Annotated in this window: 13 protein-coding genes and 1 tRNA gene; 7 read left to right on the top strand and 7 right to left on the bottom strand. The window is 72.6% G+C overall.

What is annotated here, in order from left to right; all coding sequences use genetic code 11:
• Window positions 1–44 precede the first annotated feature (44 nt).
• Window positions 45–1,742, top strand: a complete 1,698-nt coding sequence (locus JK361_RS33495) for a DoxX family membrane protein (protein WP_201825587.1) — start codon at window positions 45–47, stop codon at window positions 1,740–1,742.
• A gap of 287 nt (window positions 1,743–2,029) precedes the next feature.
• Here JK361_RS33495 and JK361_RS33490 read toward each other — a convergent pair whose 3' ends face one another.
• The 3 genes from JK361_RS33490 to JK361_RS33480 all read right to left on the bottom strand — a co-directional run bounded on the left by JK361_RS33490 (window position 2,030) and on the right by JK361_RS33480 (window position 4,622).
• Entirely contained in the window at window positions 2,030–2,761 is a 732-nt protein-coding gene (locus JK361_RS33490; protein WP_201825584.1) for a nucleotidyltransferase family protein, read from the bottom strand.
• A gap of 79 nt (window positions 2,762–2,840) precedes the next feature.
• Entirely contained in the window at window positions 2,841–3,302 is a 462-nt protein-coding gene (locus JK361_RS33485) for a hypothetical protein (RefSeq protein WP_201825582.1), read from the bottom strand.
• Window positions 3,303–3,485: 183 nt separating this feature from the next.
• Window positions 3,486–4,622, bottom strand: coding sequence for an ABC transporter ATP-binding protein (locus tag JK361_RS33480; RefSeq protein ID WP_201825579.1), 1,137 nt, complete (start codon window positions 4,620–4,622; stop codon window positions 3,486–3,488).
• Between the two features lie 285 nt (window positions 4,623–4,907).
• Here JK361_RS33480 and JK361_RS33475 point away from each other — a divergent pair.
• The 3 genes from JK361_RS33475 to JK361_RS33465 all read left to right on the top strand — a co-directional run bounded on the left by JK361_RS33475 (window position 4,908) and on the right by JK361_RS33465 (window position 7,203).
• A tRNA-Thr gene (locus tag JK361_RS33475) sits at window positions 4,908–4,981 on the top strand.
• Between the two features lie 151 nt (window positions 4,982–5,132).
• Window positions 5,133–5,786: a rhomboid-like protein gene (locus JK361_RS33470; protein ID WP_201825576.1), complete on the top strand. Its 654-nt coding sequence runs from the start codon at window positions 5,133–5,135 to the stop codon at window positions 5,784–5,786.
• A 10-nt stretch (window positions 5,787–5,796) separates the two neighbouring features.
• Complete coding sequence (locus JK361_RS33465; RefSeq protein ID WP_201825574.1) at window positions 5,797–7,203, top strand: NAD(P)/FAD-dependent oxidoreductase; 1,407 nt, start codon at window positions 5,797–5,799, stop codon at window positions 7,201–7,203.
• A gap of 262 nt (window positions 7,204–7,465) precedes the next feature.
• On the opposite strand, the gene JK361_RS33460 is transcribed toward JK361_RS33465, so the two are convergent.
• Complete coding sequence (locus JK361_RS33460; RefSeq protein ID WP_201825571.1) at window positions 7,466–8,437, bottom strand: zinc-binding dehydrogenase; 972 nt, start codon at window positions 8,435–8,437, stop codon at window positions 7,466–7,468.
• A 73-nt stretch (window positions 8,438–8,510) separates the two neighbouring features.
• Entirely contained in the window at window positions 8,511–9,671 is a 1,161-nt protein-coding gene (locus JK361_RS33455) for an FAD-dependent oxidoreductase (RefSeq protein WP_201825569.1), read from the bottom strand.
• Window positions 9,672–9,806: 135 nt separating this feature from the next.
• Here JK361_RS33455 and JK361_RS33450 point away from each other — a divergent pair, with 135 nt between their 5' ends.
• Window positions 9,807–10,496, top strand: coding sequence for a pentapeptide repeat-containing protein (locus tag JK361_RS33450; RefSeq protein ID WP_201825567.1), 690 nt, complete (start codon window positions 9,807–9,809; stop codon window positions 10,494–10,496).
• A gap of 32 nt (window positions 10,497–10,528) precedes the next feature.
• Here the strand turns inward: JK361_RS33450 and JK361_RS33445 are convergent, their stop codons facing one another.
• Window positions 10,529–11,029, bottom strand: coding sequence for a hypothetical protein (locus JK361_RS33445; protein ID WP_201825565.1), 501 nt, complete (start codon window positions 11,027–11,029; stop codon window positions 10,529–10,531).
• A gap of 53 nt (window positions 11,030–11,082) precedes the next feature.
• On the opposite strand from JK361_RS33445, the gene JK361_RS33440 reads away from it, so the two are divergent.
• The gene (locus tag JK361_RS33440; protein ID WP_201825562.1) at window positions 11,083–12,477 is read left to right on the top strand and encodes a M1 family metallopeptidase; all 1,395 of its coding nucleotides are present in this window, start codon (window positions 11,083–11,085) and stop codon (window positions 12,475–12,477) included.
• A 76-nt stretch (window positions 12,478–12,553) separates the two neighbouring features.
• Here the strand turns inward: JK361_RS33440 and JK361_RS33435 are convergent, their stop codons facing one another.
• Window positions 12,554–13,129 (bottom strand): TerD family protein, encoded by a 576-nt coding sequence (locus tag JK361_RS33435; RefSeq protein ID WP_201825559.1) that lies wholly within the window; start codon window positions 13,127–13,129, stop codon window positions 12,554–12,556.
• Window positions 13,130–13,284: 155 nt separating this feature from the next.
• On the opposite strand from JK361_RS33435, the gene arfB reads away from it, so the two are divergent.
• Window positions 13,285–13,722 (top strand): alternative ribosome rescue aminoacyl-tRNA hydrolase ArfB, encoded by a 438-nt coding sequence (gene arfB / locus JK361_RS33430; RefSeq protein ID WP_201825556.1) that lies wholly within the window; start codon window positions 13,285–13,287, stop codon window positions 13,720–13,722.
• Window positions 13,723–13,807: the final 85 nt, after the last annotated feature.

Raw genomic sequence — 13,807 nt, 5'->3', positions numbered from 1 at the left:
GGTGGAAGCAGTGTCCTAACGCCACGTCACTCGGTTAGAAGAGTGTGGACACCAGAACACCCCGCACACCCACGGGGGACCGCTCGTCGGGATTCGACGACGCTCCCGCGCTGAGCATGGTGAAGGTGCCGAGCGATCCGGCGCAGGTCATCGTCAATCACGCCAGCTTCCGCGTGCAGCTGGGCGCGACGGCGAGGGGAACCCAATCCCCGCGGATCGCCAGACACCTGAGCGTCGGCCAGGACGCCGCCCGGCTGCCCGTCATGGGCACCGCGGGCCGGGCAGGCGCCGCCGGCCGCCGCCGTCCCGTCGTGTGGAGCGGCAAGTCCGCCCCCGACGACACCGGCGCCCACCGGCTCCTCCAGGCCGTACGGGGCAGCAGCGTCCGCCACGCCGAAGAGTCCGAGGCCGGCGCCACCCAGGTCATCCCACGCGTCCAGACGGGCTACGCCGACACCTACGACGTACTCGACCAGACCGTCGAGACCCCGCTCGTCGGCCATCAGCGCACCGCTCCCGACGCCGACGGCACCCGCCTGCTGCCGCACATGCGCACGGTCACCGGCGCCTACGACGAACCGTCCTACGCCGACGCCCCCTACGCCTCCTACGAGCCGTACGACACGTACCCGGCCGACATCGACGCCGACGCCGACGCCGCCGCCGACTCCGGCCCGGACACCGACGGAGCGCGCACCGCCAGGCGCCAGGGCGACGACCCGGCCCGGCACGCCTACTACCCCGGCCGCCGGATGAACCTCGGGGTCGTCCTCCTCCCGTTGCGCATCTTCCTCGGCTTCATCTCCATCTACGCCGGCATGGGCAAGCTGTGCGACCCCGTCTACTTCGACGGCGGCAAGCGCGGCTCCATGGTCAAGTGGCTCAACACCCTCCACCCCTGGGACGTCGCCGAGCCGCTGCGCCAGTTCGCCCTGCACCACCCGGTCGGCTCCGGCCTGGTCATCGCCTTCCTCCAGGTCGTCGTCGGCGTCCTGACCGTCCTGGGCTGCTGGCAGCGGGTGGCCGCGGTCGTCGGCGCCCTGCTCTCGGCCGCCCTGATCGTCACCGTGAGCTGGAAGACGGTCCCGGCCTACGACGCCCCTGACATCATCTACCTCGCTGCCTGGTCCCCGCTGATCATCGCCGGCGCCCCGGTCTACTCCGTGGACGGCCGTCTCGCGGGCAGCGCCTGGCGCCGGCTCGGCCCCCGCTCCGACATCTGGGAGCTGCGCCGCTTCGTCCTGCGCCGCGGCGCGCTGATCACCGTCATCACGGTCGGCCTGACCCTGCTCGTCGGCTCCCTGCTGGGCGGCGCGGTCCGCGACTCCAGCCGCGTGGTCGTCCCCGGCCCCGGCGAGGCCCCCCGCAACCAGCTCCCCGGCTCCCCGCTCCCGCAGCAGCCCGGCACGCGGCACAAGGAGAGCCCGGCGGCCTCCACCTCGCCGACGGGCGGTGCCACGGCCGGCGCCAGCCCGTCCGGTGCGGCGACGACCCCGGGCGCGAGCCGCAGCACCGGCGCCACCACCACGACGCCCAGCCAGACCCAGGGCACCACGGGCCAGGTCCCGCCCCGGCAGTCGGCCCCCACGGGCGGCGCCCCGAGCACGACGGCGGGCCCGACGAGCACGGGCGGCGCCACCTCGGCGGGCGGCGGTACGTCCACCACGGGCGGCGGCACCACCGGCTCCGGCGGCAGCACGTCCACCGGCCAGCCGGGCCTGGTGGGCGGCCTCCTGGGCTGACCGGCCCCCGAGCGGCAGAGGGCCCCGTACCGGGAGAGGTACGGGGCCCTTCGAACGCGCGCCGGGAAAGCCGGCCCGGGGGTGCCGGGAACGCCGATCCGAGGTGCCGGGAACGCCGACCCGGGGAGGCGCGGGCCGTGTGTCGGTCCGCGGTTCGCCGCAGCACACGGCACGCGCCGGTCCGGCGGAACGCTCAGCGGCCGAGTGCCGCCGGCTTCCTGGGCGTCGTGGTCGGCCGACCGGTCACCGCGTGCCCGCACACGGCACGCGCCGGTCCGGCGGAACGCTCAGCGGCCGAGTGCCGCCAGTTCCTTGGCCGCCTCGGTCAGGTCCTTCGCGGTGTCGATGGCCCGCCAGTACGCACCCTGCGGGATCGGGAACCCGGCGAGCTTCTTCTCCCGGGCCAGCCGGGGGAACGTGGTCCGCTCGTGGTCCCCGCGCTCGGGCAGCAGGGAGGCGAACTCGGGCGAGAACACGTACACGCCCGCGTTGATCTCGAACGTCGACGGCGGCGCCTCGATGAAGTCGGTGATGTGCCCGAACCCGTCGGTCTGCACGGCCCCCCACGGGATCCGCGGACGGGCCAGCGCCAGGGTCGCGACCGCGTCCCGCTCGGCGTGGAAGTCGGCCATGTCCCGCAGGGAGAACCGCGTCCAGATGTCGCCGTTCGTGGCGTACCAGGGCCGGTCGGGGTGGGGCAGATGCGCGGCCGCGTACCGCAGTCCGCCTCCGCGGCCGAGGGGCTCGCTCTCCACGACGGTGGTGACGGAGACGGGCAGGTCGGCCGAGTCCAGCCACTTCTGCAGCACGTCGGCGAGGTGGCCACAGGAGACCACCACGTCCGTCACACCTTCCTCGGCGAGCCAGGTGAGCTGGTGGCCGATGATCGGAGTGCCCGTGCCGGGGATCTCGACCATCGGCTTTGGCCGGTCGTCGGTGTACGGACGCAGCCGGGAGCCTTGGCCACCGGCCAGGACCACGGCTTGAGTGGGGCGCGACGCGGCGTTCGGATGGGTCATGACCGCACTTTACGTGGCGCCCCTGCGCGGGATGTCGGCGGCAGTGTGCTCGTCGGGAGCCGCCGTCTTGGTCTCCGCCTCAGCTGTGCGCGGCCAGGACGCCCGAGGCGAAGGCCGTGTCACACACCGGGCGGGCGTACGACTGGGCGCGCGAGGCGCCGTAGATGCGCACCGCTGCCGTGCCGAGGGCGCGGGCGATGGAGGAGCAGTGCCGGGCCAGCGACGGGTGCCCGTTGACGGCCCGCTGGAGGTGGGTGAGCACCGCGCCGGGGTCCTTGTCCTGGAGTTCGGTCATCAGCTGGTCGCGGAGCACGTCCTGCGGGGCGCGGGCGGCCGTCCTGGAGGGGGCCTCCGCCGCCGAGACGTCGGAGGCGGTCAGCACCGAGCCGGCGGGATTCCCCGTCCAGTTGACCCGGGTGACCGCGAGGGTCCCGGAGAGCACCATGACGACGGGCAGGACGAGGGCGAGAGTGCGGCCGATCCGGCGGGCAGGGCCGCCCCGATGGCTGCGTCGCGTCTGTGGGGTGGTGGAGTGCTTCACGCGTGTGAGGGTAGCGCCCGGTAATGACGCGAAGACAATGAGTCACTCTTATGGGGGATGAGAACGCGCCGCTTTCTGGGTAATGGGTTGACGGCCGGCGCCCGAAATGATCGCTGTGCCGGGGTATCCGCACCCAAGCGAAGGGCCCCGCGGTCAGACCGCGGGGCCCTGTCGTCGGACGGGTCAGTCGGACAGCCGCTCGCCCGTGGACGTGGAGAACACGTGGGTCTCGCCCGGCCGCGGCACGACGTGCAGCGTGGAGCCCTTCTCCGGCACCTGGCGGCCGTTGACGCGGACGACCAGGTCCTTGACCTCGCCGCTGACCTCGGCGGTGCCGTACACGTAGCCGTCGGCGCCCAGCTCCTCGACGACGTTCACGGAGACGGCGAGGCCGGCCGGGGCGTCGGCAGCGTCCTTGGAGAGGGAGGCCGCGACGGAGCCGCCCAGCTCGACCACGTCGAAGTGCTCGGGACGGACGCCGACGGTCACCGTACGGTCACCCTTGTCGGCGGCGGCCTTCAGGGCCTCCCGGTTGACGGGGACGACGCTGTTGCCGAACTTCACGCCGCCGTCGGTGATCGGGACCTCGACCAGGTTCATGGCGGGGGAGCCGATGAAGCCGGCGACGAAGAGGTTCGCGGGCTTGTCGTACATGTTCCGCGGGGAGTCGACCTGCTGGAGCAGACCGTCCTTGAGGACCGCCACGCGGTCGCCCATCGTCATGGCCTCGACCTGGTCGTGGGTGACGTAGACGGTGGTGATCCCGAGGCGGCGCTGGAGGGACGCGATCTGCGTGCGCGTCGACACACGGAGCTTGGCGTCCAGGTTGGACAGCGGCTCGTCCATGAGGAAGACCTGCGGCTCGCGGACGATCGCGCGGCCCATGGCGACACGCTGGCGCTGACCGCCGGAGAGCGCCTTCGGCTTGCGGTCCAGGTACTCGGTGAGGTCGAGGATCTTCGCGGCCTCCTCGACCTTCTGCCGGATCTCCGCCTTGTTGACGCCGGCGATCTTGAGCGCGAAGCCCATGTTGTCGGCGACGGTCATGTGCGGGTAGAGCGCGTAGTTCTGGAACACCATGGCGATGTCCCGGTCCTTGGGCGGCAGGTGCGTGACGTCGCGGTCGCCGATGCGGATGGCGCCGCCGTTGACGTCCTCCAGGCCGGCGAGCATGCGCAGCGAGGTGGACTTTCCGCAGCCCGACGGTCCGACCAGGACGAGGAACTCGCCGTCCTCGATCGCGATGTCGAGCGCGTCGACGGCGGGCTTGGTGGAACCCGGGTAGATCCGGGTCGCCTTGTCGAACGTGACAGTGGCCATGGTGATGGGCCCCCTTCTACCGGCAGGAACGTGCCGGACGATCCGTTGTAGGAAGGTGGTTGGTGTAGTCCACACAGGTGAACTGGCTCAGGACGGTACCTGCCGTTCACTCGCTCTGTCAGCACTTCTACCCCTGTGACCTTCGCGGAAATTCCCTGGCGGGCGAAAGCGGCCGGCTTCTGGCCCGCACGGGGCTTCCGCTTGGAGTGTGGAACTTCGTGGCCTGGGGAGACGGGCCCTGTGTACAGTGGAGCCGCTTTCGCGCATGCGTTGCCATGCGTGAGTGCCTCCTTAGCTCAGCTGGTCAGAGCGCCGCTCTTGTAAAGCGAAGGTCGTCGGTTCGAATCCGACAGGGGGCTCCTCGGCCCAGGCGGGACCTGTCCTTGCCTGGGCTTTCTCATGTCGGCCGGTGGGCGGCCCCGGTCGGTGGGGCCCGGCCCGGGCGGCCCGGCCGGCTCTCCGGGGATGTCGATCACGGGGCGGGCGGTACCGGCGTGCGTGAATCGGGGCATGCGAATTGTCCGGGGTCCGAGGGCGGCGTGGGCGTACGTCCTCGGCGCTCCCGGCACGTACGTGTGGCTCGGGATCCTGTTGGTCACGACGGTGGCGCTGCATCTCATGCCGGCGGAGTTCGAGGAGCACTTCCTGCGGCACCGGTCGACGAACATCCATGAGCTGTCGCGCAGTCCCGTGCGCGTGCTGGTGACGAGCGCGATGTGGATCGAGAGCGGGCACTGGCTGCCGTACGCCTTCCTCTACACCGTGTTCCACGCGTCGGCCGAGCGCTGGCTGGGGACGGCGCGCTGGCTGGCGGTGTGCGCGACGGCCCATGTTCTGGCCTCGCTGATCAGCGAGTCCATGCTGCTGGCGGCGATCCGCAAGGGTGTGGCTCCGGCCGCGGCGGTGGACACGCTGGACATCGGGGTGAGTTACGCGCTGGCGGGGGTGATCGCGGTGCTCGGCTACCGGATCGCGGTGCCGTGGCGGTTCGGCTACGTGTCCGTGGTGCTGGTGGTGTTCGCGTTGCCGTTGGCCGCGGGTCCGACGTTCACCGATGTCGGTCATTTCGTCGCCGTGCTGCTCGGTCTGGCCTGTTATCCGCTGGTCAGGGGGCGGGGAAAAGCATGGAATCCGAAGGAGACACTGGCCGCTCTCAGGGGTTAACGTCCCGGCCATGAGCAGCTGGGCAAGCAGTGTCGTCAACGGTGGCATCTCGTTCTGGTACACGGACGACGGTCTTCCGGCGGTGCGGGAGCCGCTGTCGGGGGACGCGTCGGCGGACGTCGTGATCGTCGGCGGGGGGTACACGGGCCTGTGGACGGCGTACTACCTGAAGAAGGCGGCGCCCTTCCTGCGGATCACCGTGCTGGAGCAGAAGTTCTGCGGGTACGGCGCGTCCGGCCGCAACGGCGGCTGGCTGTACAACGGGATCGCGGGCCGGGACCGGTACGCGAAGCTGCACGGCCGCGAGGCGGCGGTACGGCTTCAGAAGGCGATGAACGACACGGTCGCCGAGGTGATCGCGGTGGTCGAGGCGGAGGGTGTCGACGCCGATGTGCACAAGGGCGGTGTCCTGGAAGTGGCCACGACGCCCGCGCAGTTGGCGCGGCTGAGGGCGTTCCACGAGCACGAGCTGGCGTACGGGGAGAAGGACCGGGAGCTGTACGGGGCGCGGGAGACCGCCGAGCGCATCCGGATCGCGGACGCGGTCGGCTCGACCTGGACCCCGCACGGGGCCCGGCTGCACCCGGTGAAGCTGGTCAAGGGGCTCGCGGCGGCCGTGGAGGCACTGGGCGTCACGATCCACGAGTCCACGCCGGTGACGGAGATCCGTCCCAAGCACGCGGTCACCCCCTACGGCACGGTCCGGGCGCCGTACGTCCTGCGCTGCACCGAGGGCTTCACCGCTTCCCTGAAGGGGCAGAGGCGGACCTGGCTGCCGATGAACTCGTCGATGATCGCGACCGAGCCGCTCGGCGAGGAGCAGTGGGCGGCGATCGGCTGGGCGGGCCGGGAGACCCTCGGTGACATGGCGCACGCCTACATGTATGCCCAGCGGACGGCGGACGGGCGGATCGCGCTCGGCGGGCGCGGGGTGCCGTACCGCTTCGGTTCGCGCACGGACAACGACGGCCGGACGCAGGCGGCGACCGTGGAGGCGCTGCGCGAGATCCTGACCCGTTTCTTCCCGGCGCTGGCGGGGGTGCGGATCGAGCACGCCTGGTCCGGTGTGCTCGGCGTGCCGCGCGACTGGTGTGCCACGGTGACCCTGGACCGCTCCACCGGTCTCGGCTGGGCGGGCGGCTACGTCGGCTCCGGCGTCGCCACGGCCAACCTGGCGGCGCGCACCCTGCGCGATCTGGTCCGGCAGGACTCGGGTCAGGGCGGCCGCACGGAGCTGACGGACCTTCCGTGGGTGAACCACAAGGTGCGCAGGTGGGAGCCGGAGCCGCTGCGCTGGCTGGGTGTGCAGGGCATGTACGCCACCTACCGCACCGCCGACCGGCGGGAGCGCCTTCACCCCGGTGTGGAGTCCTCACGGCTGGCGAAGCTGGCGGACCGGGTGGCGGGACGACACTGACCCGTCCCGGCGGCGACCGGCCGGTGGGCGGTACGGGTTGCTTCAGGGCCACGGTGGTGTCCGGCCGGGGCGTGGTGCGGGTGGCCTCAGGATCCCGGCACGGGGTGACCAGCCGGGGCAGGCCGGGCCGTGGTGCGGGTGGCCTCAGGGTCCCGGCGCGGGGGTGTCCGGCCGGGGCGGGCCGGGGCGTGGTGCGGGCTGCTCAGCGTTCCGGGGCCGTGGTGACCGGCCGGCGCCGGACGGTGCCGCGGTACCAGTCCCCTCAGGGTTCCAGCACCACCTTCCCGATCGTGCCGCGCTGCTCCAGCGCCCGGTGGGCGGCGGCCGCGTCGGCGAGCGGGAAGCGGGTGACGGCCGGGCGCAGCCGGCCGTGGGCGGCTTCGGCGAGGGCGCGCAGCTCCAACGCGCGCAGACCGCCGGCCCGCTGGAGCATCGCCGGGCCGAGCACCGACTGCGAGACGCCGTCCACGAGGTGGCCCCGGCCCTGTCCGATGCCCTCCGCCGTCCAGCCGAAGACCAGGTGGCGGCCGCCGGGGCCGAGCAGGGCGACGGCCTCGCGGGCGATCGGGCCGCCGACGCCGTCGTAGACGATCGTGGCGGGCCGGCCGCCGAGGTGGGCGCGGACCTCGGCGGGCCAGTCGGGGACGGTGTAGTCGACGGCGAGGTCGGCGCCGTTCGCGCGGACCCGGGCGGTCTTGCCGGGGCCGCCGGCGAGCCCGATCACGGTGGCGCCGGCGTTCTCGGCGTACTGCACGAGCAGGGTGCCGATGCCGCCGGCGGCGGCCGGTACGACGACCACGTCGTCCGGTCCGGGCTCGGCGAACTGCACGATGCCCAGTGCCGTGCGACCCGTACCGATCATGGCGACGGCCGCGGCGGGGTCCAGGTTCTCCGGGATGTCGTGGAGCCGTTCGACCTCGGTGACGGCGAGTTCGGCGTACCCGCCGGGCACGAAGCCGAGGTGGGCCACGACGCGTCGGCCGAGCCAGATCGCGTCCACGCCGTCGCCGAGCGCGTCCACGACGCCGGCGACCTCCCGGCCGGGCACGGTCGGCAGGACGGGCGGCTCGGGCGCCGGGCCCTGGTGTCCCTCCCGCAGGGCCGCGTCGAGCAGGTGCACCCCGGCGGCGGCGACCGCGATCCGTACCTGGCCGGGGCCCGGGACGGGGTCCGCGACCTCCTCGTAGGTCAGATGGCCGGCCGGTCCGAAGGCGTGCAGGCGTACGGCGTGCATGGGCTCCCCCTGGGATGTGGCTCTGCGCCCCGGCTCGCGGCCGGCCGGCGTCCGGTGACCCCAGCCTCCGACCTCAAGCCTGCTTGAGGTCAAGGGCGGGGCGGCCGAGGATCAGGGAGACCGCGGTGACCGCGCTGTTGAAGGACACCTCGGCGAGCACGCCCGGGGCGGCCACCTGGTCGCCGGCGAGGTAGATCCCGTCGCCGCGGTCCAGGGCCGGCCGGTCCCGCCAGCTGCTGCCCGGCGGGTCCACGGCCCCGGTACGGCCGTCCGCCACGGCCTCCTGCCGCCAGGTCACCCGTTGCCGCCATCCCGGGAACCCCAGGTCGAGCAGCTCCTCGGCGCGGGCGAGGCCGTCGGCCCGGGGCGCGCCGGGCGCGAGCGGCACCTGCCCCTGGATCAGCTGTTCCCCGGCCGGTGCGAGCGACGGGTCCTGGGCGGTGAACCGCTCTATCCAGCCCGGCGCGTCGAGGTCGGAGACGGCGAAGGCGTCCCCGCGCCGGGTGCGGACGGCGAGGTCGACGAGGAGGGTGCGGCCGCCGGGCCAGGTCAGCGAGTCGTCGCGGAGGAGCCGCCGGGCGGCGGGCAGGGAGGTGGCGACGACGACCGGGGTGCGGTCGGGCAGGTCGTCCACCCGGGTCCCCGTCTCGATCCGCACGCCCAGGTTCCAGGCCCGTGCGGCCATCCGGTCGACGACCGAGCCCCAGCCGCCGCGCGGGTAGTGCGCCTCCGGCGGCAGTTTGGCGGCCCGGCGCAGGCGCTCCTGGACGAAGGCCGCGGACAGGCTGCCCGGGTCGTGGTGGAAGAGGGCCACGGCCGCGTAGTTGGCCGCCGCGCGGGCGCCCTCCTCGCCGGCGACACGGGTCGCCCAGCCGAGGAAGTCGGTGTCGACGGGGGCCGGGCCGAGCCGGGGCCGCAGCAGCTTGAGCATGGCGAAGGGCGGGGTGCGGCGGAGCCGGCCGTGGTGGCGCAGGCGCAGCCGGGCGGCCTCCAGGGGCGGCAGGGGGGCGAGGGGGCCGAGCAGGTCCCGCTGCCGGAGCCAGATCCAGTGCGGGCCGCCGGCGTAGAGCGCGTGCGGCCCCTCGTCGGTCCGGTACGGTCCCTCCGCCGTACGGGCCCGCCCGCCCAGGGTGTGGTGGGCCTCGTACACGGTGACCTCGGCCCCGGCCTCGGCGGCGGTGATCGCGGCGGTGAGCCCGGCGAAGCCGCCGCCGATGACGGTGATGTGGCGCATGGAGTCTCCCCTGGGTTCGGTTCACCTGCTCCCCGTGTACGACGCCCGGCCGGACCGGAATGTGACATCGCCGGTCCCGCGGCCGTGCCCTGCCCGCTCGGGCGGATTGTCAGTGGCGGGGTGCAGCATGGGCGCATGGTGAGGCGAGCGATGGGGAGCCGGTCCACGGACCGGGGAGCGGTGCGGGGCGCGCGGCGGCCGGAGGTGCGGCTGCCGGCCCTGGAGGCGTGGGCCGGGGACGGGCTGGAGCCGGACGGCGACTATGACGGCCTGGAGTTCCGGGGGCTGGACCTGGCTGGACAGGACGGCGCGGGTGCCCGGTTCATGGACTGCGCGCTGACGGGCTGCGTGCTGGACGAGACGGGGCTCGGCCGGGCGCGGGTGCTGGACTCGGTCCTGACCGGGCTGCGGGGCGTGGGCACGCAGCTGGCGGAGTCCACGTTCCGTGATGTCGAGCTGGTCGACGCGCGGCTGGGCGGCACCCAGCTGCACGGTGCCGTGCTGGAGAGAGTGGTGGTCCGGGGCGGGAAGATCGACTTCCTGAACCTCCGCGAGGCCCGTCTGACGGACGTCGTCTTCGAGTCGTGCGTGCTGGTCGAGCCGGACTTCGCGGGTGCCCGGCTGGAGCGGGTGGAGTTCACCGACTGCGCGCTGACGGGGGCCGACTTCGGCAACGCGACGCTGAAGGACGTGGATCTGCGCGGCGCCGCTCCGCTGGAGATCACCCGCGGACTGGACCGCCTGTCCGGCGCGGTGATCAGCACCGGTCAGCTGCTGGACCTGGCGCCGGTGCTGGCGGCGGAGCTGGGGATCCGGGTGGAGTAGGGGAGGCGGAGCAGCGGGCGAGGGGCGTGCGGTCAGCCGACCCGCGGGAAGCGGGCCTGGAGGGTCCAGACGGCCGGGTTCTCCGCGAGGTCCTCGTGGAGGTCGGTGAGGTCCGCGATCAGGTCGTGCAGGAAGTCGCGGGCCTCGCGGCGCAGTTCGGCGTGGGAGAAGGACAGCGGGGACTCCTCGGCCGGCACCCAGTCGGCGGTGATGTCGACCCAGCCGAAGCGGCGCTCGAAGAGCATCCGGTCGGTGGACTCGGTGAAGTCGAGTTCCGCGCGCTGGGGCCGGGCGGCGCGGGAGCCCATCGGGTCCCGGTCGAGCCGCTCCACGATGTCGCACAGCGCCCATGCGAAGTCGAGCACCGGCACCCATCCCCAGGCTGTGGACAGTTCCCGGTCCGACTTCGTGTCCGCGAGATAGACGTCACCGCAGAACAGGTCGTGCCGCAACGCGTGGACGTCCGCGCGGCGGTAGTCGGTCTGCGGCGGGTCCGGGAAGCGGTTGGAGAGGGCGTAGCCGATGTCGAGCACGGAAGAGATGGTGTCACGCCCGGGTGCCGGCCCCGGCACATAGGATCAGTGACATGTCCAGATCCGTGCGCCTTGTCCCGGCCGCCGCGGCCCTGCTCGCTCTCGTCCTCACCGGCACCGCGTGCGACGGCGGAGTGCACGGCACGCCAGGCGGCGCCGGCCTGCGCGACCCGTATTTCCCCAAGGCCGGCAACGGCGGTTACGACGTGGGGCACTACGGCCTCACCCTTGACTACACCCCCGCCACCCGCCGTCTCACCGGCACGGCCGTCATCACCGCCCGGGCCACCCGGGACCTGTCCGCCTTCGACCTCGACCTCGCCGGGCTGCACGTCGACTCGGTCACCGTCGAGGGCAGGAAGGCCCGCTTCAACCGCGCAGGGCAGGAACTCACCGTCCGCCCCCACGACGACCTGGACAAGGGCGAGACCTTCCGTGCGACGGTCCGCTACTCGGGCACCCCGCGCACCCTCACCGACCTGGACGGTGCCGAGGAGGGCTGGCTGCCCACCGCCGACGGTGTCCTCGCCCTGGGGGAACCCGCCGGCTCCATGGCCTGGTTCCCGGGCAACCACCATCCCTCCGACAAGGCCGCCTACGACCTCACCGTCAGCGTCCCCGAAGGTCTTCAGGCCGTCTCCAACGGGGAGTTGGCGGGCCGGTCCGTCAAGGACGGCCGCGCGACCTACCGCTGGCACACCGCCGAGCCCATGGCGAGCTACCTCGCCACGGTCGCCGTCGGCCACTTCCGCCTCACCCGCACCACGGGCCCGCACGGGCTGCCGATCCTCACCGCCGTCGACCCCACCCAGGAGAAGGCGAGCGGGAAGGTGCTCGCGAAGCTGCCCGAGATCCTCGACTGGGAGGAGACCAACTTCGGTCCGTACCCGTTCTCCTCGGCCGGCGCGATCGTCGACCGGCCGGGCGACGCCGGGTACGCCCTGGAGACCCAGAACCGGCCCGTCTTCCCCGCCGACCAGCTCGACACCGAAACACTCGTGCACGAACTCGCCCACCAGTGGTACGGCGACTCGATCACCCCTCGGTCCTGGCGGGACATGTGGCTCAACGAGGGCTTCGCGACCTACGCGTGGTGGCTGTACCAGGAGGACTTCGGCGGCCCGAGCGCCCAGGAGACCTTCATGGACCTCTACGACGGCGACGACGAGGCCCTGTGGGCCTTCCCGCCGGCGAAACCGTCGAGTGCGGCCCACATCTCCGACACCCCCGTCTACCAGCGTGGCGCGATGGTCCTCCAGAAGATCCGGCAGAAGGTCGGCGACGACACCTTCTACGACATCGTCCAGGGCTGGGCCGCCACCCGCCGGCACGGCAACGCGAGCACCGCCGACTTCACCGCGTACGTGGAGAAGAAGGCCCCGCACAAGGACTTCACCGGGATCTGGAAGGACTGGCTGTACGGGGACGGCAAGCCGGACCGCCCGTGACCGCGGACGCCCCGCGCCTCGGCGGCCGGGGCCGCGGCGGCCGGGAGTCGGGGCGTCCGCTCGGTACGACCGGGTGTCAGACGTTGACGCCGAAGTCCTGGGCGATGCCGACCAGGCCCGAGGCGTAGCCCTGGCCCACCGCGCGGAACTTCCACTCGGCGCCGTTGCGGTACAGCTCGCCGAAGACCATGGCCGTCTCGGTGGCCGCGTCCTCCGAGAGGTCGTAGCGCGCGATCTCGGCGCCGCCGGCCTGGTTGAGGATGCGGATGTAGGCGTTGCGGACCTGGCCGAAGTTCTGGCCGCGGTTCTCGGCGTCGTAGATGGAGACCGGGAAGACGACCTTGTCGATGTCGGCCGGGAGCCCGGCCAGGTTGACGTTGATCGCCTCGTCGTCGCCCGCGCCCTCGCCCGTGCGGTTGTCGCCGGTGTGGACGATGGTGTTGTCCGGGGTCTGCTTGTTGTTGAAGAACACGAAGTGGGCGTCCGAGTAGACCTTGCCCTGCGTGTTGACCGCGATGGCGGAGGCGTCCAGGTCGAAGTCCGTGCCGGTGGTGGTGCGGACGTCCCAGCCGAGGCCGACGGTGACGGCGGTCAGGCCCGGGGCCTCCTTGGTGAGCGAGACGTTGCCACCCTTGGACAGGCTTACAGCCATGTTGGGAGTACCTTCCCTTGATATCTGTGTATCTGTGCCGACGAAGCTACCGTCACCCGGGAGAACGTCGAGGGGGGTCCCGATGGTTCCGGATCCCTTTACCTTTTTTACCGAGCCGGAAATCCGGATGACGTGAGCCGGGCCGGGCCGGGAACATGGGATGCATGTCCGGGCCTTACCTCATCCGTGGCTCCGTCTCGCTTCCCGAGGCCGAGCTGATTTGGCGTTTCTCCAGGTCTTCCGGGCCCGGCGGACAGCACGTCAACACCAGCGACTCGCAGGTGGAGCTGCGCTTCGACCTCGCGCGCACCGAGGCGCTCCCCCAGGTGTGGAAGGAGCGGGCGCTGCACCGGCTGGCCGGCCGCCTCGTCGACGGGGTGGTGTCCGTACGGGCCTCCGAGCACCGCTCGCAGTGGCGCAACCGGGAGGCCGCCGCCGTGCGCCTCGCCACGCTTCTCGCGGAGGCCACCGCGCCGCCGCCGAAGCCGCGCAAGCCGACCCGCATCCCGCGCGGCATCAACGAACGCCGGCTGCGGGAGAAGAAGCAGCGCTCGGAGACCAAGCGCGGCCGCACGGGGCGGGACTGGGGCTAGTAGTGCTTCGTTAGGTCTTTTCGTTGTCGCTGATCAAGAGCATGTTGGGGCGTGTGGATGCGCATGAAGTGAACCGATTACGGGT

The organism is Streptomyces musisoli (assembly GCF_016741855.1).
GTDB classification, from domain to species: Bacteria; Actinomycetota; Actinomycetes; order Streptomycetales; family Streptomycetaceae; genus Streptomyces; species Streptomyces musisoli.
This window is presented reverse-complemented; position numbering and strand designations above follow the sequence as displayed.